The sequence below is a fragment of the Amycolatopsis sp. NPDC114478 genome (assembly GCF_055633805.1).
The window spans coordinates 57,299-77,720 of sequence record NZ_JBVKDO010000036.1 but is presented as its reverse complement, the minus strand read 5'-3'; the positions used below and the strand labels follow the sequence as shown (position 1 = coordinate 77,720).

Genomic DNA, 20,422 nt, shown 5'->3' with positions numbered 1-20,422 from the left:
AGGCGTTGATCGCCCTGGCCCGCCGGCTGGTCGACGTCGTCTGGGCGTTGCTGCGCGACGGCCGTGAATTCCATCCTTCACCACCGGGCACGGCCGCAGCTGCCGCTTGACACGCTCATTGAGACTCCTAAGCTCGCTGGTAGGCGGTGACGACGGCGGCGCCACCGAGTCCGATGTTGTGCTGCAAGGCGGCCCGCACGTCCGGGACCTGGCGCGCGGCCGCGTCGCCGCGCAGCTGCCAGGTGAGTTCGGCGCACTGGGCGAGCCCGGTCGCGCCGAGCGGGTGCCCCTTGGAGATGAGCCCGCCGGACGGGTTGACGACCCACCGGCCGCCGTACGTCGTGTCCCCGGCGTCGACCAAGTGGCCGCCTTCGCCTTCTTCGCAGAGGCCGAGCGCTTCGTACGTGAGCAGTTCGTTGGCGGAGAAGCAGTCGTGCAGCTCGACGACCTGGAAGTCCGCCGGCCCGAGCCCGGCCTGCTCGTAGACCTGCAGAGCGGCCTGACGCGTCATGTCGTAGCCGACGATGTTCTTCGCGCTGCCGTCGAAGGTGCTGCGGAAGTCGGTGGTCAGGGCCTGCCCGACGATCTCGACGGCCCGCTCGGCCAGCCCGTTGACGTCCACAAAGGACTCACTGGCGAGCAGCACCGCACCGGAACCGTCCGACGTCGGCGAGCACTGCAGCTTCGTCAGCGGGTCGTAGATCATCCGCGACGCGCGGATGTCGTCGAGGGAGTAGACGTCCTGGAACTGCGCGTACGGGTTGTTCACCGAGTGCCGGTGGTTCTTCTCGCCGATCTTCGCGAAGTGCTCGGCCGTGGTCCCGTACTTCTGCATGTGCTCGCGGCCGGCGGCGCCGAACATCCACGGCGCGGGCGGGAACAGCACCTCCGAGATCTCGGCGAGCGCCTGGAGGTGGTTACCGAGCGGCTGTTCGCGGTCGTCGTAGGTCGACGCGAGCGAGCCCGGCTTCATCTTCTCGAAGCCCAGCGCCAGCACGCAGTCCACGCGGCCGCCGCGGATCGCCTCCGCGGCCAGGTACAGCGCGGTCGAGCCGGTGGAGCAGTTGTTGTTGACGTTGACCACGGGGATCCCGGTCATCCCCAGCTCGTAGACGGCGCGCTGCCCGGACGTCGACTCGCCGTAGACGTAGCCGACGTACGCCTGCTGGACGGCGTCGTAGCCGAGCCCCGCGTCCTTGAGCGCGTTGGTGCCCGCCTCGCGGGCCATCTGCGGATAGTCCCAGTCCTCGCGCCGCCCGGGTTTCTCGAACTTCGTCATCCCGACGCCGACGACGTACACCCTGTTCGCCATGCAACAAACATACAGACCGGCATGTATTTATCAAGAGCGGACCACTGACCCGCAGGTCAGCGGCACAAACTCAGCCCAGCGGGGCGACCGGACCCGGGTAGCGAGCCGGGTCGAGGCAGCTGCCGAGCCCGTCGACGACCGAGCAGAAGCCCGGCGGCCGCACCGGCGTGTAGCCGGCCGGGACGCCGTGGCCGGCGATCAGGTCCCGGTACGCCGCGACGGCGTCGGTCGGCCGGCGCGTCAGCGCCGGATCGGTAGCAGCGTCCACTGTGTACAGTCCGAATCGCGGCTGGTAGCTGCCCCACTCGTAGTTGTCGGTGAGGCTCCAGTAGTTGTAGCCGATGACGTTCATGCCGTCGGCCTTCGCGCGCTGCACCCAGTAGATGTGGTCGCGCAGGTGGTCCGAACGCGTGTAGCCGTCGGGCCGCGCGTTGCCGTTGTCGGTCGGCATCCCGTTCTCGACGACGTACAGCGGCAGGTTCGGGAACTTCCGCGCGTAGTACCGCAGGGCGTAGTAGATCCCGTCCGGCTGCGGCGTCACCTTCCAGAACTCGCCGTTCGCCGCGTGGACGGCGCTGAGGTTGTCGAGGCTCGCGCCGTAGTAGTAGTCGAGGCCGGCGAAGTCGAGCTTGTCCCGCACCCGATCAAGGAAGGACGCGTCGAGGATGCCTTGCGCCGCCGGGATGTAGGCCGTGTTGCTGGACACCAGCGCACCGGGGTCCAGGGAGTGGATCAAGTCGTACGCGGCGCGGTGCACCGTCACCAGCCGCGCCTGCGCCCACGGCAGCTTCCAGCCGGCGAGCCCGCCGTTGGTGGTCTCGTTCTGCAGGTAGACGGTCGGCTCGTTGATCGTGATCCAGAGCGCGCCGAGCCCCTTGTACCGGTCGACGACGCGGCGGGCGTTGGCCAGCCAGGCGTCGACCGTGCGGTCGGAGTCCCAGCCGCCCTGGTCGGCGACCCAGCCCGGGTAGACCCAGTGGTCGAGGGTGATCATCGGCCGCATGCCCGCGGCGACGACGCGCCGGACGACGTCGTCGTAGTAGGCGAGCTCCGCCTCGTCCACCTGGCCGGGCCGGGGTTCGATGCGCGCCCATTCGACGCTGAAGCGGAAGACGTTCACGCCGAGCTGCTTGGCGCGGTCGATGTCTTCGGCGTAGCGGTGCCGGAAGTCGACGGCGTCGCGGTAGGGCTCCTTGATCGACGACGTCTTCGCCTGCTCGTAGCGGCGCCAGTTGCTGTCGGGCGCCGAGCCCTCCGACTGGTAGCCCGAGGTGGCGACACCCCAGAAGAACGCCGGCGAGGCGACCGCGGGACTCACCCCCGCGAGCAGGCCCGCCAGCAGGGCCAGGACGACGACGATCGCTCGGTTCCGGCGCGCCACGGCACCCTCCTCAGCCAACGTGAAGGTCATTCATGTTAGCTGAGGAGGCGCCGACCCGCTAGGCGACCTTGAACGACTGAGCGGCGCCGCCGTTGCACGTCGCTTGGACCAGCTGCACGCTGTCCGCGGTGGAAGCTCCCGGCACGGTCAGGCACTTGCCGCTGTGGCGGGCGACGAAGTGGTAGTAGCCGCCGCCTTCCGAGACCGGCTGCCACTGCTGGTTGTTCCCGCCGCTGTAGGACCACAGCTGCAGGCCGGCGTTGTCGGCCGTGGAAACGTCGGTCACGTCGATGACCTGGGCGGGGTTGGTCCGGTTGTTGATCCGGTCGTAGCCACCGCTCGTCGGGGCGAACTGGTACTGCTGCGCCGTGGTCCCGTTGCAGGTGTACTGCTGGATCACGGTGCCGTTGGCGCTGGCCGCGGCGCGGGCGTCGACGCACTTGCCGCTCGCCTTGTTCGACACGGCGTACCACGCCGCCGGGTCGATCGTGCCGTCCGGCGGCGGGGTGGTCGTGCCACCGCCGCCGAGCCACTTCAGGCCGTCGAGCACGAACCGGTTCTGGTCGGCGCTCTCGAACGTCGACGACAGCGCGGTGTTCGTGTCGTAGTTCATCGCGTTGTGGCCGAAGTTGGCGTAGAGCATCTTGTAGTTCTTGTTCGTCCACGCGATCGGGTAGTACCCGCTGTACCAGGTCTGGTTCGGGTCGGTGCCGATCGGGAAGGTGGACTGGTCCATCGACGCCAGGATGGAGATGTTCGGGTTCTGGCGCAGGTCGTTCTGCCAGGCGTACCACTCCGAGGTCGACGACTTGATCGTCGCCGGCAGGTTGACCGTCGACGGGTGCGTGCGGTTCTCGATCTTCAGCGTCTCCGGCGTCGGGCCCCACGTGTTCGACGTGAACCGGCCGGTGCCGAGGAAGTCGTTGTGGAACCAGTTGGCGTACGACGGCGTCGAGCTGTCGTTGTACGCCGTGACGTGGAAGCCGAAGAACCCGCCACCGTTCTGCATGTAGGTCTGGAAGCCCTGGAACTGCGCGGCCGACTGCGGCTGGTCGTCGAAGAACATCACGACGTCGGCAGTGGACTTGGTGATGCCGGTGAGCCGGTTCCAGTCGGTCGTCGAGGAGTAGGTGTAGCCGTTGGCCGCCGCCTGCTGGGCGAACCAGACGTTGGCCTCCTTCTCGAAGCTGATGTGCGCTGCGTCGTAGGTGCCGCTGTAGAACGCGAGCACCTTGAACGGCGTCGCGGCCTGCACGGCCGGTGCGCCCAGGCTCAAGCCCAGGCAGGCGGCGAAGAAGGCCAGGATTCTGACCAGGGGACGGCGGGGCATGCGTGTTCCTTCCGGTGGGGGACGGGGATCACCAGTGGCGCGAGTAGTGCAGGCCGTAGCCGAAGGGGAACAGCGCGGGCTTGCCGTCGCCGACGTTGATGGGCTGCTGGTCGGCGCTGCGCATCCACGTCACCGGCAGCTTGCCGGTCGGGTTGTAGTCGCCGAAGAGGACGTCGGCGACGCCTTGGCCCTCGCTGCCCGGCAGCCAGGACTCGACCAGCCCGGCCCAGTCCGGCAGCTGCGCGGCGATGTCCAGCGGCCGCCCGGACACGAGCACGACCACCGTCGGCACGCCGGAGTCCTTCAGCTTCTGCAGCGTGGCGAGGTCCGTGGCGTCCAGGCCCATCCCTTGTGGACGGTCGCCCTTGCCTTCCGCGTACGGCGTCTCCCCCACGACGGCGACGGCGACGTCGTAGCTCCGGTCGATCCCGGTGCCGTCCTTGGCGTAGGTGACCTTCGACGAGCTGCTTTCGATGCCCTGCAGGATGGTGGTGCCGGGGATGACCGGGCCGCTGGTGCCCTGCCAGCCGACGGTCCAGCCGCCCGACTGGTTGCCGAGGTCGTCCGCGCTCTTGCCGGCCACGAAGATCTTGTCCCGCTTGGACAGCGGCAGCACGTGGTTCTCGTTCTTGAGCAGCACCTGGGATTCGCGGACGGCCTGGCGCGCGAGGTCGCGGTGCTGCGCGCTGCCGATGGTGTTCAGGAACCGGCGGTCGGTCAGCGGGTGCTCGAACAGGCCGAGCTCGAACTTCTTCGTCAGGATGCGCCGGTTGGCGTCGTCGATGCGAGACATCGGCACGCGGCCGTCCTGGACGAGCGTGCGCAGCGTGTCGATGAACTTCTGCCACTCGAAGGGGACCATCACCATGTCGATGCCGGCGTTGATCGAGGCCTCGACCTCTTCGGGCGTGAACCCGGACTTGCCGTCGATCTTGTCGACGCCGTTGTAGTCCGAGACGACGATGCCGCCGAAGCCGAGTTCCTTCTTGAGGACGTCGTTGATCAGGTACGAGTTGGCGTGCATCTTGACGCTGTTCCAGCTGCTGTAGCTGATCATCACCGAACCGACCCCGCGCTGGACGGCGGCCTTGAACGGCGGCAGGTGGATCTGGCGCAGTTCCTGCTCGCTGATCTCGGTGTTGCCTTCGTTGACGCCGCCGGTGGTGCCGCCGTCGCCGACGTAGTGCTTGGCGGTGGCCATGACCGAGCCCGGCTGGTCCAGCCGGCGGCCCTGGAGGCCGGTGATGATCGACGTCATCTCGGTGGCCAGCTGCGGGACCTCGCCGAAGGACTCGTAGGTGCGGCCCCAGCGGTCGTTGCGGGCGACGCACAGGCAGGGCGCGAAGTCCCAGTCGATGCCGGTGCCGGAGACCTCTTCCGCGGTGGCGCGGCCGATGCGTTGCACGAGGTTCGGGTCGCGCGTCGCGCCGAGGCCGATGTTGTGCGGGAAGACGGTGGCGCCGTAGAGGCCGTTGTGCCCGTGGACGGCGTCGACGCCGTAGATCAGTGGGATGCCGAGCGGTGTGGCGAGGGCGGCCTTCTGGAAGCCGTCGTACATGTCGGCCCAGGTGACGGGTGTGTTCGGGGTCGGCTGCGAGCTGCCGCCGGACAGCAGCGAGCCGAGCCGCCCGGTGGTGACGTCAGCCGGGCTTTTGACCCCGAGCCGTTCGGCCTGCATCATCTGGCCGAGCTTGTCGTCGAGGGTCATCCGCGACATCAGGTCGGCCACGCGGACCTTGACCGGTCGCCGGGAATCCTTGTACGCCGGGCCGTTCCCGGCGAGGGCCGGGGTTCCGGAAGCGAGCAGCAACCCCACGGCCAGCGCGCCGACGCCCAGTCTGCGTCCGAGACCCATCCGGGTCCTCCTCGTCGAGAGACCGAAATTCACGCCTTGAATTAAGACACAAGCTTTCGGCGTTGGTCCAGACCTCTGACCGAACTCGGTTTCCGCTCAGCGGGATTGCGGGTTCCGGTCAGGAACTGACCTAATTCGCTCGTACGGTTCCGCCATGACTCGCGAACACGAAGACCTGCTGGGCCTGCTGGCCGAAGTCCGGAAGCGCTTGCTGATCCCGGCGCGCGACCTCTCGGATGAGCAAGCGGCCCGGCGCACGACGGTCAGCGAACTGACCTTGGGCGGCTTGGTCCGCCACCTCGCGACGGGCGAGCGCCTGTGGCTCGAGATCCTGCGCACCCGCGACGGTTCCCTGCCGGAGGGCATGCTCGACACGACGCAGTACGCGATGAGCGAGACGCTCTCGCACTGGCTGTCGGCCTACGCGGCGGCCGCCGCCGAGACCGACGAGTACGTGCGATCCCTGCCCTCGCTCGACGTCGAAGTCCAGCGGCCGACGACGCCGTGGTCGCCCCCGGAGCCGCAGTTCTGGTCGGCCCGGCGGATAGTGCTGCACCTGATCCACGAGACGGCCCAGCACGCGGGCCACGCGGACATCATCCGCGAGGCCCTGGACGGCGCGAACTCCACCGCCCAGCTGGCATGACGGCTCCCCGGTAGGCTGGCGGGTGATCGGAGCTGGAGCGCCAGTTCACCTCACCCGCCGCGCGCCGCCTCTTCGGCGAGTCCATGGCCGGGGTGAACTAGCGGTCCGAGCGCAGCGAAGCCGGGTCGAAGGACTCCCAGTACGCGTCCTCGTCCTCGACGCTCGCCGGCGCCGCGGTCTCCGGAGGCGCGGCACCCAGCCGTTCGGCCCGCAGCCGCTGGAACTCCTCGACCGTCATGCCCGGGTCGTCGTCCTCGGCGCGGGCCGGGGCCGGCATCCCGGTCATCCGCTCGATCAGGTACGTCATGTCTTCGCCCAGCAGCAACGCCACTTTGTTGTAACCGTCCTGGGTCGCCTCGCGCATCGCCGCCTGGGCGATCTCCACGACCAGCGGCCCGAGCCGTTCGCCCAGGTTCACCGCCGACGGCGCCAGCCACAGCCGCAGCAGCTTGCCGCGTCCGTCGACCGTCGCCTCCACCTGGCCGTCGAGGTCATGGGCGGTGCCGGTGGCGGACGCGAGCAATTCGTCCACTTTGGACATCGCCGCTTCCCGGGCCCGGGCCTGGGAAATCAGGTCACGCGTCGAGATCACCGGCGCTCACCTTCCGTACGAGTAGGTGTCGGCGTCCGGGTCGTCGTCCGGGATCGGTTCGTAACCCAGGACTTCCAGCTGCGATGCGTCCACCACCGGTGCCAGCGCGTGGTACATCTTGTCGCCCGCGCGGCGGGTCGCGCGCTGGGCCAGCTCGAGGATCTGGTCGGCGAGGACCGCCGACCCGTGCCGCAGCGCGGACCGGTGGATCGTCACGCCGGTCAGCAACCCGCCGGGCGCCACCTGAACCTCGATGGTGCTGTCCGAAGAGGACGCCTTGCCCACCACCGGACCCGAGCGCTCGAGCCGGGCCGAAACGTCGGCCTCCACGCGGTCCGCCTGCTCGGCGATCCGGGCGGCCGCCAGGTCCACGTCGAATTCAGCCACAAACTCACCCCGTCGGCCGGTAGAAACCGATGAACGACTGTCCCGCGTTGGTGGTGCGGATCTTGCTGATCTGCACCGGGTCGCCGGCCTCGACCATCTGGCCGTCGCCGATCACCATTGCCACGTGCCCGGACCAGACGACCAGGTCGCCGGGCAGCAGCTGGTCGATCGAGGGCACCTCGGCCCCGACCGTCTGCTGCGCCGCCGTCCGCGGCAGCTGCAGCCCCGCGTCCTGGTACGACGTCATGGTCAGCCCGCTGCAGTCGAGGCCGACGCCTCGCGCGGTGCCGCCCCAGACGTACGGCACGCCGAGCTGCGAAAGCGCGTTGCGCACGGCCTTGGCCGCGGTCTCGTTCGGCGCCATGACCTGCTTGCCGCCGGGCAGGTTGATCGCGACGCCGCTGCCGGGCTGCGGCGGGATCGCGACCGGCAGCCGCGGCTTGTGGACGGCGCCGCCGCCTCCCCCGCCGCCGCCGGAGTCGCCGCCCCCGGAGTAGCCGCTGTTGCTGTTGAAGGACGAGCCCACCTTCGTCGAGGACGCGCTGGACGTCGACGTCGACTGCTCGCCACCGCCGAGCCGCGTGCCGAGGTCGGTGAGCTGGTTGATGGTCTGCTCGCTGAAGGTCGCCGCCTGGCCGGTGAGCTGGCTGATCTTCGTCTGCAGCTTCATCAGGATGTCGCGCGACGCGGCGGCGCGGCTCTCCGGCGGCTGGATCGACTTCACCGCCGCCAGCGCCTTCATCGACGCCGAGATCTCCTTGATGATCTGGTCGCGGACCTGGTCGTTCTTGATCTCGCCGACGTGCAGCGTCTCGGCCGCCTCGGCGACGGCCTTCTCGATCTCGGCGCTCTCGTCGAGGAGGTCCTGGACCTCCCGCTCGAGGCTCTTCGACGTCGCGGTGGCGCGGTCGGCCGTCGAGCCGGAGCTCGCGGACGTCAGGGCGACGCGCTGGTCGGACGCGTGGTCGCGGGTGCGGCCCACCGACGTCTGCAGCGCGTAGTGCGCGTCCCGCGCGCCCCCGATGGCGGCCGGGTCGTGGCGCAGCTTCCGCGCGAACTGGTTGGTGGTGTCCAGGCTGTGCCGGACGAGCTGGTCGGTGTGGTGCTCGGTCACGCGCCGTCCCCGAGGTCGGTGCCGAGCCTGCGCACGACGTCACCGTGGTCGGCCTCGACCGCCGCGTAGTTGCGGTCGGTCTGCCGGGCGGCCGCGCCGACCTGGCGCCAGCCGCCGCCGACGCGGTGCATCTTCTCCTGCAGCGCGCGCATGCGGCCGCTGTAGGCGCCGGAGAAGCCGGACTCGCCGCCCATCTCGGAGAAGCCGTGGCCGCCGAGCGTCACGTGCGGGCCGACGTGCTGGTCGGCCGCGCCCTTGACGTCGTCGCCGAGCGGGTCGACTTCGCGCGCGTACCGCGCGTACGCGCCCTCATCGACGTGAAACCCCTGATGCGAACCGTCCACTGGCCCTCCCTGTCACCGAGGGTGCGACGTGCGCGTGCGACCCCCGGTTCCCCTGCTGCGGGAGTCAGCCTAGTCGACGGTCCGTACCCGGGTGGGCGAATTGCCCGGACTCAGCCGGTGACCTTCGCGAGCCAGCCCGGGTCCTGCCAGCTGACGATCGCGCCGTTCGCGGTGACCGTCGGCGTGCCGAAGCCGCTCTGCCCGTTTCCGAAGTCCTGCGCCAGCTTCGGATCCTTCTCGATCTGCTGGAACGCGGTGTTCAACTGCTCGTCGTACGTGCCCGCGTTGACCGTCTCCTGGAACGCCGGGTCGGTGATCCCGACGTCCTGGCCGAGCTTGAGCAGCTGCGCCTTGTCGTAGCCGCGCTTGCCCTCCTCCGGCTGGTTGGCGAACAGCGCGTCGTGGAACTGGAGGAACTTGCCGGCGTCGGCCGCGGCCAGCGCCGCGTTCGCCGAGTCGAGCGAGTAGCCGGGCGGGTCCGAGCGGTCGTTGAGCAGCGGCACCATGTGGTAGCGCACCTGCAGCTTGCCGTCGTTGATCGCCTGCTCGACGTCGGTCTTGTAGGTCTTCTCGAACTGACCGCAGATCGGGCAGAGGAAGTCGGCGTAGACGTCGATCGAGGCCTTCGCGCCCGCCTTGCCGACGGTGACGACGACGCCGTCGCGCTTCTGCGTGACGTCGCCGGCCAGCGACGTACCCCCGGCGGCGATCGTCTGGCCCTTGGTCTTGTTCTTGTCCGAGATCGTCCAGATCACGCCGCCGATCACGAGCGCGGCCACGACGACCACGGCGGCGATCCCGATGATCCACTTCCGCTTGTCGGTCGACGTGCCCCTGGCCTGGGCCACCGCCTTCGCTCCCCCGGCCTGCGTGGCCTGACGACGCTTCCGAGCGGTCCGCTCAGCTCCACCCACTGTGTATCAGTTCCCTTCCGCGATACCCGAGTAGTCGTGCTCGGGCTCGGTGGAGTTCCCGCGACCCCGCGAGAGCCAGCCGTCGACCGACAGCCAGGTGCGCGGACGCGCCAGCAGCCACACGGCCAGCAGCGCGAACCCCGAGTCGCGAAGGATCTCCTGCGGGTACTCGGTCTGCCCCGCCGCCACCTGGCCGCCGCCGCCGAAGCACCCGCAGTCGATGCTCAGCCCGCGCGCCCACGATTGGGCGATCCCGGCGATGAGCACGACGAGCAGCACCAGCGCGGCGCCGGCGACCCAGCGGGTCGCCAGGCCGGCGAGCAGGAACAGCCCGAGCACGAGTTCGACGAGCGGCAGCGCGATGGCCACCACGTTGGCGAGTGCGTCCGGCAGCACCTGGTACGCCTTCACGGCGATCAGCGTCTGCCCCGGATCCGCCAGCTTCAGCGCACCGGAAACGAGCCATACGGCCGCCAGCCCCACCCGGGCGAGCGTGCCGACGGCGTCCAGTACGGGTTGGGACGGTCGCACCACGCACTTAGGCTAACGGGAGGACCTGAGAACTTCGTGAGGGCACGGCAGCGGTGGAGGGAGCGGCGGAATGCGGTGGCGCATGCTCCTCGCTTCGGCGTTGCTGCTGGTCACGGCGTCGGCGTGCGGGCCGGGGAAGGTCTCGCCGACCGACTCGCTGGTGACCCGCGCCAGTGCCACGGATCACCTGACCATCGGCATCCGGTTCGACGCGCCGGGCCTTTCCGAGCACACCGTGGACGGCCGGTTCGTCGGGTTCGACGTCGACGTCGCGACTTTCGTCGCATCGGAGCTGGGCGTCGCCGCGAAGGACATCACGTGGCGCGAGACGACGTCGGCGACGCGCGAGACGGACCTCACCTCCGGCGCGGTCGACCTGGTCGTCGCGACCTATTCGATCACCGACAAGCGCAAGCAGGTCGTGTCGTTCGCCGGGCCGTACTTCACCACCGGGCAGGACCTGCTGGTGCGGCGCACGTCCCCGGACATCACCGGCCCGGAGACGCTCAACGGGCGGCGGCTGTGCTCGGTGACCGGTTCGACGCCCGCGCAGCAGGTCAGGGACAAGTTCGCGCAGGCCGTGCAGCTGGTCGAGTACCCGCGCTACCCGGACTGCGTGACGGCGCTGCTCGCCGGCCAGATCGACGCGATGACCACCGACGGGGTGATCCTCGCCGGCTACGTCACGCGTGACCCGGAGCTGCTGAAGGTCGTCGGGAAGCCGTTCTCGAAGGAGAGCTACGGCGTCGGCCTGCGCAAGGGCGACACCCAGGGCGTGAACGCCGTCGACGACGCGATCCGCAAGATGATCTCCTCCGGCGAATGGCTGCGCTCGCTCAACGCGAACATCGGCCCGTCCGGGTACCAACTGCCTGCCCCACCCGAGGTCACCGAGAAGTGAAGCTGCCCGACCTGCCCGTCCGCGCGGTCCTGCCCGAGCTGCTTTCGGCGTTGGACGACCACGGCACCGCGGTGCTCGTCGCCCCGCCGGGGACGGGGAAGACGACGCTGGTGCCGCTGGCGCTGGCTTCTGCGGGGTCCGGCCGGGTCGTCGTCGCGGAGCCGCGGCGCTTGGCCGCCCGTGCCGCGGCTTCTCGCATGGCCGCGCTGTTGGGCGAGCCGGTCGGCGAGACGGTCGGGTACGCCGTGCGCGGCGACCGGAAGGTGTCGGCGCGGACGCGCGTCGAGGTGGTGACGTCGGGGCTGCTGGTGCGCCGGGTGCAGGGCGATCCGGAGCTGCCCGGGGTGTCGACGGTGCTGCTGGACGAGTGCCACGAACGGCACCTGGACGCGGACCTGCTGCTGGCGCTGCTCCTGGACGTCCGCGCGGGCCTGCGCGACGATCTGCGGCTGCTGGCGACGTCGGCGACGGTGGCCTCGGGCCGGCTGGCCACACTTCTGGGTGAAGCTCCGGTGGTCACGGCGACGGCGCCGACGTACCCCGTTTCGTTTTCCTACGTGCCGCCGGCGCGGGGTGAGCGCATCGAGGCGTGCGTCGCGCGTGCGGTGCGGACGGCACTGTCCTCAGGGGACGGTGACGTCCTGGCTTTCCTCCCCGGCGCCGGGGAGATCGCACGGACGGCCGGAATGCTGTCTTTGTCCGATGTGGACGTCCTGCCGCTGCACGGCCGGCTGTCGGCGGCGCACCAGGACGACGCGCTGCGGCCGCGTGCCCGGCGGCGGGTGGTGCTGGCGACGGCGGTGGCGGAGTCGAGCTTGACGGTGCCCGGCGTGCGCGCGGTGGTGGACTCGGGACTGGCGCGGGTGCCGCGGGTGGACCACCGGCGAGGCCTGCCCGGCCTGGCGACGGTACGGGTCTCGGCCGCGGTGGCAACGCAGCGGTCGGGCCGCGCGGGGCGCGAGGGGCCGGGCCGGGCGTACCGGTGCTGGGCCGCGCACGAGCAGGCGTTGCTCCCCGCGTACCCGGAACCGGAGATCCGCACGGCCGAGCTGGCGCGGCTGGCGCTGGAGCTGGCGTGCTGGTCGACACCGGACGGAAGCGGGCTGTCGTGGTGGGACCCACCGGGCGAGGGAGCACTGGCGGCGGGCCGTGCCCTGCTGGTCACGTTGGGCGCGACAGATCTTTCGGGGGCGGTAACCGCCCGCGGGCGACGGATGGCGGAGCTGGGACTGCACCCTCGCCTGGCGCGAGCGTTGCTGGACGGCGCTTCGGAGGTAGGCGCCCGCGCGGCGGCCGAGGTGGTGGCGCTGTTGGACGCGGGAGCGACACTGACGGACGTGAACGCGGAGCTCCGAAGGCTGCGCTCGGCGAGCGACGAACCCGCGCGACGCTGGAAGCGGGAGGTACAACGGCTTTCGAAGCTCGTGACCGGCGAAGGGAAGCCGGATCCCGCCCTGGTCGTCGCGCTCGCGCATCCCGAGCGGCTCGCGCGGCGGCGGTCCGGCGGCGCCCCCGTCTACCTCATGGCCGGCGGCACCGCGGCCGAACTCCCGCCCGGCAGCGGCCTCGACTCCGAGTGGCTGGCCGTCGCCGAAGCCACTCGCGATCCCGGCCGCGTCCACGGCACCATCCGCCTCGCCGCGGCCGCCGACGAAAAGCTCGCCACCCACGTCGCCCCGGTGTCCGAAGTGGACGAAATCACCTGGGACGGCGACGTCGTCGCCCGCCGGGTCCGCAAGCTCGGCGCCATCACGCTGTCCGAACGTCCCCTGCGCGACGCCAACGTGCACGACGCCCTCGTCACCGGCCTTCGCGAGAACGGCCTCGGCCTCCTGAAGTGGAGCCAGGACGCGACGAGACTCCGCGAGCGCATGGCGTTCCTCCACCGCGTCGTCGGTGAGCCGTGGCCCGCGGTCGACGACGCCACTCTTCTGTCCGATGTAGACAAGTGGCTCGACCTTACGAACGCCCGCCGCAAAGCCGATCTCGCGAACATCAACGCCGGCACCGCCCTCAAAGCCCTCCTGCCGTGGCCGGAAGCGTCCAAACTGGACGAACTCGCCCCGGACCGGCTCGAGGTCCCGAGCGGCTCGCACATCCGCGTCGACTACCACGGCGACCAGCCGGTGCTCGCCGTCAAGCTGCAGGAAACGTTCGGGTGGACCGAAACCCCCACCATCGCCGGCGTCCCGGTCGTCCTGCACCTGCTCTCCCCCGCCGGCCGCCCGGCGGCGATCACCGCGGACCTCGGGTCGTTCTGGACCACCGGCTACCCGTCGGTGCGCGCCGACCTGCGCGGCCGCTACCCGAAGCACCCCTGGCCCGAGGACCCGGCCACCGCCGTCCCGACCCGGCACGCCCGCCGCCGCACCTGACGAAAGTCGGGGTCCGGTCGCGACCGTCGCCCGATGCCCGCGCGCCCCCGCGGACCGCAGACTCGGACGCATGATCACCCTCAGAGGACTGACGAAACGCTACGGGGAGAAGACCGTCGTCGACGCGCTGACCTGCGACGTCGCCGCGGGCCAGGTGACCGGCTTCCTCGGTCCCAACGGCGCGGGCAAGTCGACGACCATGCGGATGACCGTCGGGCTCGACCACCCGCAGGAAGGCGAGGTCCTGGTCGGCGGCCGGCGCTACGCCGAGCTGCGGGACCCGCTGCGCGAGGTCGGCGCGTTGCTCGACGCGAAGGCGCTGCACCCCGGGCGCAGCGCCGGCAAGCACCTCACGGCCATGGCGCGCAGCAACGGGATCCCGGTGAGCCGCGTCGAGGAGGTGCTGGCGACCGTCGGGCTTTCGGACGTCGCGGGCAAGCGGGCGGGCCAGTTTTCGCTCGGCATGGGCCAGCGCCTCGGCATCGCCGGCGCGCTGCTCGGCGACCCGGGCACCCTGCTGTTCGACGAGCCGGTCAACGGCCTCGACCCGGACGGCGTCCGCTGGGTCCGCCAGCTGATGCGGTCCCTGGCCGCAGAAGGGCGCACGGTCTTCGTCTCAAGCCACCTGATGAGCGAAATGCAGCTGACGGCCGACCACCTGATCGTGATCGGCAAGGGCAAGCTGCTGGCCGACGCGCCGGTCGCGGAGTTCATCGCGGGCAATTCCCGCACAACGGTCTCGGTCCGCGTCCCGGCTGATTCGGACCGCTCGGCCCTCGACGCCCGCTTGCGCACCGAAGGCGGCCGCACGCACACCGGGTCGTCGCCGGACGAGCTGGTGGTGGACGGCATCGACGTCACACGCATCGGCGACGTGGCGCACGAACTGGGGATCCGCCTGCACGGTCTCGCCGAACGGACGGCGTCGCTCGAGCAGGCGTACATGGAGTTGACGGCTTCTTCGGTGGAGTACGGGGTATCGGCATGACGGTTCTGCACGCCCGAGCGGTGGCATCGGAGTGGACGAAGTTCTGGTCGGTCCGGGCGACGTGGTGGTCGTTGCTCACGGGAGCGGCGCTGATACTGGGCTACAGCGCGCTGTCCGGAGTGGCCCAGCGCTACGACAACGACCCCCAGTCAGCGAGCACGATCGCCCTGGGCGGCGGGTTTTACTTGGCACAGTTCGCGGTGATCGCGCTGGCAACGTCGTTCGTGACGAGCGAGTATGCAGGCGGCGGAATCCGTTCGACGCTGCTGTGGACCCCGATCCGAGCGCGGGTGGCCCTCGCGAAGGCGGCGGTGCTCGTGCCGGTGCTGTTCTTGTCGGGAGTCGTCTTGTCGTGTTCCGCGATGGGTCTCGCGGAGGTGCTGAAGAACGGCCACGGCCTGCCGACGAGCTTTCCGGCGGCTTTCACAACGGCGATGGGGATGGGCGGGTACTTCGCGCTGCTGGCGGTGTTGTGCACGGGCATCGGCTGGGCGTTGCGCAGCGCGGCGGGGACGTTGGTGTCGGTGATCGTGCTGCTGGTGCCGCTGCCGCTGATCGTGGGTTCGCTGGGATTGGCGAAGCTGGTGCCGTACTTCCCGGGGATGGCGGGCGTGAACGCAATGGTGGAGTCAGGACAGCCCAACCCGGTGACGCAGTCGGTGGCACCGTACGCGCCTTGGGTGGGATTGCTGATCTGCGCGGCGTGGGCAGCGGTGGCGTTGACGGTGGGGACGGGAGTGTTGCGCCGCCGGGACGCGTGAGATCCGACCACGACGGCCCGCCCTCCCTGGGGGCTGCCCCCGCTTCCAGCGTATCCGGGACGCCCGCCAAAACACCGGGAAGGACGAGCGCCGAGGCCCGGTTGTCCACATCCGCAGGGCCCTGTGGACAACCGGGCGGCGCACCGCTGGAATCCGGCACCACCCACGAGGCTCAGCAGCGAAAAGACCGAACGCCACCGCGAGACCGAGACACGATAAGGACCGAACACCACCACACGACAGAAGCCGAACGCCATCACGGCACCGGGCACCGGCAAAGGCCGAGCGTCCCGACCAAGCCGAACCCCGACCGAGGCCGAGCACCACCACGAGACCAGCCCGACGGGCGCCGACCTCAGCCCACCCCGATGCCCCGCAGGATCTCCCGCGCACTAGTCACCAATGACTCCAGCGAAGGCGGAGCCGAAGCCCCCGCCAAAGCCCCGAAAATCGTCCCCTCCATCCAATCCACCACCAACCCCGCATGCCGCACCGGATCCGACGACCCAGCCGCCGCGAACATCTCCACCGCGGCACGACGGATCACCGCCCCACCCGAGTCGTACTGCTCCCGCAGCTCAGGCCGCCGAGTCGCCTCCAACGCGAACTCGTACCGCGCCAACATCCGGGCGCGCCCCGAAGTTACCGCCTCGAACGCGTAACCAGCGATCGACTCCGCCAACCCACCCGACGGCGAAGAAACCTGATCCAGCTCGAGAATCCGAGCGAAAGTCAACGACAACAAAGCCGCCCGCGTACGCGCGTAGTACGACGTCGACCCCACCGGCAACCCGGCCGCCTGGTCGACCGCCCGGTGGGTCAGCCCGCGCATGCCCGACGCGGCGATCACCTCGATCGCCGCGTCGCCGATCACCTGGATCCGCTCCACAGAAACACTCTACAGGTGTAGAGTCGCCCCCATGCACACAGTTGTCGTCGGCGGGGGGATCGGGGGCCTGAGCGCGGCCGCCGGCTTGCACCGGATCGGGTGGACCGTCACCGTCCTGGAACAGGCCGACGAGTTCGGCGACGTCGGCGCCGGGATCTCACTCTGGCCGAACGCCCTGCGCTGCCTCGACGAACTGGGTGTCGACCTGACAGAACACCTCGCCCCCCAACGGGAAGGCGGGTTCCGGGACAAAAGCGGCCGGCAAATCACCCGGTTCGACGCCGACGCCTTCGAACGCCTCCACGGCCGTCCCCTCGGCGCCATCCACCGGAAAGACCTGATCGCCGCACTCAAGAACGCCGTCCCGGCCGAAAGCCTCAAGACCGGCGCCGAAGTCACCGAAGTCCACGAAGACGGGCGAGTCCGCTTCACCGGCGGAGAACTCCAGGCCGACCTCGTCGTCGCCGCCGATGGCATTCGCAGCCCGGTCCGCCGCGCGCTCTTCCCGGACCACCCCGGCCCCGTCTACTCCGGCAGCACGGCCTTTCGCGGCGTCACGCACTTCCCCGGCGCCCGGCTCGGCACCAGCTTCGACCGCGGCACCGAAGTCGGTGTCCTCCCGCTGACCGGCGGCGACGTCTACTGGTTCGTCTCCTACGTCACGGAACCCGGCGGCCGCCCGGACGATCTCCGAAGCAAAGTCGCAACCTGGCACGACCCCATCCCTGCCCTGATCGAAGCCACGCCGAAAGAATCCGTGCTCCATCACGACCTCTACTACCTCGCCGCGCCCCTCAAGACCTACGTGAAAGGCCGGATAGCCCTCCTCGGCGACGCCGCCCACGCCATGCCGCCGTTCCTCGGCCAAGGCGGCTGCCAGGCCATCGAAGACGCGATCGTCCTGGCTTACGAACTGTCCAAACAAGACGTAACAGAAGCACTCAAAGCCTATGACGGACAACGACGGCCACGCAGCCAGAAAGTGGTCCGCGAGTCGGTCCGGATGGGCAAGCTCACCTCCCAGCTGGCCAACCCGGTCGCCGTCAAACTCCGCACCGCACTGCTGAAGGCTCTCCCAGCGAAAGCGACGGTCTACATCGGACGTGACATCACGGGGTGGCGGCCTCCGCGTCTCCCCCGACCAGTCCCGCCTCGTACGCCGTGATCGCCGCCTGCACCCGGTTCTTCACCCCGAGCCGGGTCAGGATCGTGCTCACGTGCGCCTTCACCGTCCCCTCGACGACGAACATCTTCGCCGCGATGTCCGCATTGGACAGTCCGGAACCCAGCAACGTCAGCACTTCCCGCTCGCGCGGCGTCAACAGGCCGACCTTCGACCGCGCCGCCGCGGCCCGGGTCAGCCGGCCGCCCGACAGCCGCGCGATCACCCGCTGAGCCACCTTCGGCGAGAGGAACGCCGCGCCGTCGGCGACCGCGTGGATGCCGGCCAGCAGTTCGCGCGGGTCACCGGACTTCAGCAGGAACCCGCCTGCGCCGAGCCCCAGCGCGCGCTCGATGTACTCGTCTTCGCCGAACGTCGTGAGCATGATGACGCCGGTCGACGGCAGGACCCGCCGGATCTCGGCGGCCGCGCCCAGCCCGTCCAGCCCGGGCATCCGGATGTCGAGCAGCACGACGTCCGGGTGCGTGGCGAGGGCCTGGGCCACCGCCGCCCGCCCGTCGGCGGCTTCGGCGACGACCTCGATCCCCGGGTCCGCGCCGAGGATCGCCGCCACCCCCGCGCGCATCATCGCTTCGTCGTCGGCCAGTACGACCCTGATCACGATCCCCCCTCGGCGAACCAGTCCTTCGAAACCAGCTTGCCCTCGGCGAAACACAGCCGGTAAGCGGCGTAGTCGTCGTTCAGGAACGACCGCCCGGCGCCGTAGTACTCGCACTGCGCACCCGGCGGCGGAGCGGGCTCCCCGCGCGTCGGACGGGCGACGCGCTGGCGTTCCGGCAGCGCCAGCTCACCGCGGGCCTGCCCGAGCCGCATCCCGTCGTAGACCGGGGCGGGCAGCTCCGAAGTGTTCCACTGGTAGAGGAACGCGATCCCGCCGACCGCGAGGACCAGCCCGAACAACGCCAGCGGGACGGCGACCGCGAGCACCAGGCTGCGCCGGACGTCCCGGCGGGCCAGCTCCAGCGCCCGCGCGGACGTCGACTGCCCGACGGCGTCGTCGGCCGCCTCCCGCAGCTCCGGCGTCTCCTCGACCGGCGCGGCGTCGTGCGGCAGCGTCGCGGTGACGGCGAACCCGCCTTCGTGCGGCCCGGCCTGCAGCGTCCCGCCGACGAGCCGCACGCGCTCCCGCAGCCCGATCAGCCCCACATGCCCGGACGCGGCCCCCGGCAACGGACCCGCGGGCGGCCGCTCGTTCACGACCTTCACCAGTGTCTCGGCGCCGGCGCTGACCACCCGCACGCCGACCGCAGCCCCCGGCGCGTGCTTCGCCACGTTCGTCAACGCTTCCTGCACGACGCGGTAGGCCGCCCGCGCCACCATCGGCGGCGCCACCGAGGTGTCCACAGTGGAATCGATGCACAGTCCCGAAGCCTGCGCCCGGGCGATCAGCTCGGCGAGGTCGCCCTGTACCGGCTCGACCGGCGCGGCGTCCTCGCGCAGCACGCCGATGATCTCGCGCAGCCGTTCGGTCGCGGCCGCCGCGCTGGTCCGCAGCTGCGCGGCCGCGTCGCGCTGGACGTCGTCGAGGCCGCCCGCGACCTCCAGCGCCGCCGCGCGGACGGCGATCAGGCTGAGCTCGTGACCCAGCGAGTCGTGCATGTCGCTGGCGATCCGCGCGCGTTCGCGCAGCCGGGCCTGGTCGGCGACCAGGCGCTGCCGGCTCTCCATCTCCTCCGCGCGCCGCCAGCCCGTCCGGGCCAGGTCGCCGCGCAGCCGGACGTACCGGCCGAGCAGCCACGGCGACAGCCCGGCGAACACGAGGATCGCGACCATCGCGGCCCAGTCGCCGACGCCGTCGGGACCCACGACCAGCGCCAAGGGCAGGCCGAGCACCACCACGGCGGCGCCGATCAGCAACCCCGTGCGAGCCCGCTCCATCCGCAACGCGGCCTGGTAGCACATCGCCACCAGCACGAACACCACCCAGACGGGCACGCGGTCGCGGTACGGGAACGGCACGGCGAGGGCCCCGGCCACCGCGATGCCGAGCGAGACGGTGGGGTACCGCCGGGCCGCCGCGACCGATCCGGCGACGACGGCGAGTCCGGCCGCCAGCTCCCAGTACGACCGCGAGCCGACGGTGTCCGAGGCGACGATGAACGCCAGGAACAGCCCGAGCAGCACGTCGAGCACCACTCGCCACCTGCGCTTCGTCACCTCTCGCACCGGACCGAAGCTACAAGCCCGTCACCGGGCGGGACCACTGCCGAAAGTCAAGGTGTCCACGAAGGCGAGCGTCTGCGGCCAGGACAGCGCGAACGCCTCGGCGTTGACGGTCGTGCCGTGCCGCGAGGAGTCGCTGAAGCCGTGTTCGGCGCCCGGGAAGTGCTGGGTGAACGTCGCGCCGCGCGCCCGCGACTGCAGCGCGGCCTGGAGCAGGCCGAACGTCTCGTGCGAGACGACGGCGTCGGCCTCCGGGTAGGCAACGAGCACCGGCGCCGTGATCCGGGTCGACAAATCGACCGTGTCCAGCTCGTGGTTCGGCGGCGCCGGGTCGCGGACCGTCGGGTGGTAGGCGACCACGCCGGTAAGCCGCTGGTCACGGGCGGCGAGCAGGAGCGCGAACCGGCCGCCCAGGCACCACCCCATGACCCCGGCCGACGTGCACCCGAGGTCGCCGAGCAGGTGGTCGAGCAACGCCGTCTGCTCCGCCAACGCGGCCTCGTCGCGCAGCTCGCCCAGCTTCGCGCCGAGCTCCTCGCGGGACGTGTTGTCGGTGCTCGCGCCGTGGAAGACGTCCCAGGTCAATGCGGTGATGCCCCGGCCGGCCAGCTCTCCGGCCCAGGCGCGGACCTGCTCGCCGATGCCGGTGATCATCGGCAGGAGCAGCATCCCGGACGCCGAGCCCCCGGCCGGGCGGGCCAGGTACGCGGAGAGGTCGCCGACACGGACCGTGGACGTCTCGATGCTCATGTCCGC

Annotated in this window: 20 protein-coding genes; 6 read left to right on the top strand and 14 right to left on the bottom strand. The window is 70.6% G+C overall.

Annotation, left to right across the window (positions count from 1 at the left end; all coding sequences use genetic code 11):
- Positions 1-127: 127 nt before the first annotated feature.
- The 4 genes from ACZ7OH_RS48690 to ACZ7OH_RS48675 form a co-directional block, all read right to left on the bottom strand.
- Positions 128-1,312 carry a lipid-transfer protein gene (locus tag ACZ7OH_RS48690; protein WP_470287166.1) on the bottom strand — a complete coding sequence of 395 codons (1,185 nt, stop codon included), beginning with the start codon at positions 1,310-1,312 and terminating at the stop codon, positions 128-130.
- 70 nt (positions 1,313-1,382) lie between these two features.
- Positions 1,383-2,693, bottom strand: a complete 1,311-nt coding sequence (locus ACZ7OH_RS48685) for a glycoside hydrolase family 1 protein (protein WP_470287165.1) — start codon at positions 2,691-2,693, stop codon at positions 1,383-1,385.
- A gap of 58 nt (positions 2,694-2,751) precedes the next feature.
- The gene (locus tag ACZ7OH_RS48680) at positions 2,752-4,023 is read right to left on the bottom strand and encodes an RICIN domain-containing protein (RefSeq protein ID WP_470287164.1); all 1,272 of its coding nucleotides are present in this window, start codon (positions 4,021-4,023) and stop codon (positions 2,752-2,754) included.
- A gap of 28 nt (positions 4,024-4,051) precedes the next feature.
- The gene (locus ACZ7OH_RS48675; RefSeq protein WP_470287163.1) at positions 4,052-5,878 is read right to left on the bottom strand and encodes a glycoside hydrolase family 3 protein; all 1,827 of its coding nucleotides are present in this window, start codon (positions 5,876-5,878) and stop codon (positions 4,052-4,054) included.
- Positions 5,879-6,032: 154 nt separating this feature from the next.
- Between ACZ7OH_RS48675 and ACZ7OH_RS48670 the strand changes: the two genes are divergently transcribed.
- A complete protein-coding gene (locus ACZ7OH_RS48670) occupies positions 6,033-6,524 on the top strand; it encodes a mycothiol transferase (RefSeq protein ID WP_470287162.1) in 492 nt (163 codons plus the stop codon).
- 97 nt (positions 6,525-6,621) lie between these two features.
- Here the strand turns inward: ACZ7OH_RS48670 and ACZ7OH_RS48665 are convergent, their stop codons facing one another.
- From ACZ7OH_RS48665 to ACZ7OH_RS48640, 6 genes are all read right to left on the bottom strand, one after another.
- Positions 6,622-7,116: a YbaB/EbfC family nucleoid-associated protein gene (locus ACZ7OH_RS48665; protein WP_470287161.1), complete on the bottom strand. Its 495-nt coding sequence runs from the start codon at positions 7,114-7,116 to the stop codon at positions 6,622-6,624.
- A gap of 6 nt (positions 7,117-7,122) precedes the next feature.
- On the bottom strand, positions 7,123-7,503 hold the full coding sequence (locus ACZ7OH_RS48660) for a YbaB/EbfC family nucleoid-associated protein (protein WP_372669628.1): 381 nt from the start codon (positions 7,501-7,503) through the stop codon (positions 7,123-7,125).
- A gap of 4 nt (positions 7,504-7,507) precedes the next feature.
- Positions 7,508-8,617, bottom strand: a complete 1,110-nt coding sequence (locus tag ACZ7OH_RS48655) for a C40 family peptidase (protein ID WP_470287160.1) — start codon at positions 8,615-8,617, stop codon at positions 7,508-7,510.
- Positions 8,614-8,961 (bottom strand): hypothetical protein, encoded by a 348-nt coding sequence (locus tag ACZ7OH_RS48650; RefSeq protein ID WP_400902138.1) that lies wholly within the window; start codon positions 8,959-8,961, stop codon positions 8,614-8,616. Before ACZ7OH_RS48650 ends, ACZ7OH_RS48655 begins: the two co-directional genes overlap by 4 nt.
- A 110-nt stretch (positions 8,962-9,071) precedes the next feature.
- Positions 9,072-9,809: a DsbA family protein gene (locus tag ACZ7OH_RS48645; protein WP_470287159.1), complete on the bottom strand. Its 738-nt coding sequence runs from the start codon at positions 9,807-9,809 to the stop codon at positions 9,072-9,074.
- A gap of 72 nt (positions 9,810-9,881) precedes the next feature.
- A complete protein-coding gene (locus ACZ7OH_RS48640; RefSeq protein WP_470287158.1) occupies positions 9,882-10,409 on the bottom strand; it encodes a MauE/DoxX family redox-associated membrane protein in 528 nt (175 codons plus the stop codon).
- Positions 10,410-10,476: 67 nt separating this feature from the next.
- Between ACZ7OH_RS48640 and ACZ7OH_RS48635 the strand changes: the two genes are divergently transcribed.
- The 4 genes from ACZ7OH_RS48635 to ACZ7OH_RS48620 all read left to right on the top strand — a co-directional run bounded on the left by ACZ7OH_RS48635 (position 10,477) and on the right by ACZ7OH_RS48620 (position 15,431).
- On the top strand, positions 10,477-11,307 hold the full coding sequence (locus tag ACZ7OH_RS48635) for a glutamate ABC transporter substrate-binding protein (RefSeq protein ID WP_400902130.1): 831 nt from the start codon (positions 10,477-10,479) through the stop codon (positions 11,305-11,307).
- Positions 11,304-13,682: an ATP-dependent helicase HrpB gene (gene hrpB / locus ACZ7OH_RS48630; protein ID WP_470287157.1), complete on the top strand. Its 2,379-nt coding sequence runs from the start codon at positions 11,304-11,306 to the stop codon at positions 13,680-13,682. The genes ACZ7OH_RS48635 and hrpB overlap by 4 nt, the downstream gene beginning before the upstream one ends.
- Positions 13,683-13,752: 70 nt before the next feature.
- Complete coding sequence (locus tag ACZ7OH_RS48625; RefSeq protein ID WP_470287156.1) at positions 13,753-14,670, top strand: ATP-binding cassette domain-containing protein; 918 nt, start codon at positions 13,753-13,755, stop codon at positions 14,668-14,670.
- On the top strand, positions 14,667-15,431 hold the full coding sequence (locus tag ACZ7OH_RS48620; protein WP_470287155.1) for an ABC transporter permease: 765 nt from the start codon (positions 14,667-14,669) through the stop codon (positions 15,429-15,431). Before ACZ7OH_RS48625 ends, ACZ7OH_RS48620 begins: the two co-directional genes overlap by 4 nt.
- A gap of 355 nt (positions 15,432-15,786) precedes the next feature.
- Here the strand turns inward: ACZ7OH_RS48620 and ACZ7OH_RS48615 are convergent, their stop codons facing one another.
- Positions 15,787-16,320: a TetR/AcrR family transcriptional regulator gene (locus ACZ7OH_RS48615; protein ID WP_470287154.1), complete on the bottom strand. Its 534-nt coding sequence runs from the start codon at positions 16,318-16,320 to the stop codon at positions 15,787-15,789.
- Positions 16,321-16,351: 31 nt separating this feature from the next.
- Here ACZ7OH_RS48615 and ACZ7OH_RS48610 point away from each other — a divergent pair, with 31 nt between their 5' ends.
- Positions 16,352-17,485, top strand: coding sequence for an FAD-dependent monooxygenase (locus tag ACZ7OH_RS48610; RefSeq protein WP_470287173.1), 1,134 nt, complete (start codon positions 16,352-16,354; stop codon positions 17,483-17,485).
- On the opposite strand, the gene ACZ7OH_RS48605 is transcribed toward ACZ7OH_RS48610, so the two are convergent.
- Genes ACZ7OH_RS48605 through ACZ7OH_RS48595 form a run of 3 tightly spaced genes read right to left on the bottom strand, consistent with a single transcriptional unit; the run spans position 17,430 to position 20,416 of the window.
- On the bottom strand, positions 17,430-18,104 hold the full coding sequence (locus tag ACZ7OH_RS48605) for a response regulator (protein ID WP_470287153.1): 675 nt from the start codon (positions 18,102-18,104) through the stop codon (positions 17,430-17,432). The genes ACZ7OH_RS48610 and ACZ7OH_RS48605 overlap by 56 nt on opposite strands.
- Entirely contained in the window at positions 18,101-19,669 is a 1,569-nt protein-coding gene (locus ACZ7OH_RS48600; RefSeq protein ID WP_470287152.1) for a sensor histidine kinase, read from the bottom strand. The genes ACZ7OH_RS48605 and ACZ7OH_RS48600 overlap by 4 nt, the downstream gene beginning before the upstream one ends.
- Before the next feature lie 21 nt (positions 19,670-19,690).
- Complete coding sequence (locus tag ACZ7OH_RS48595) at positions 19,691-20,416, bottom strand: dienelactone hydrolase family protein (protein WP_470287151.1); 726 nt, start codon at positions 20,414-20,416, stop codon at positions 19,691-19,693.
- Positions 20,417-20,422 lie beyond the last annotated feature (6 nt).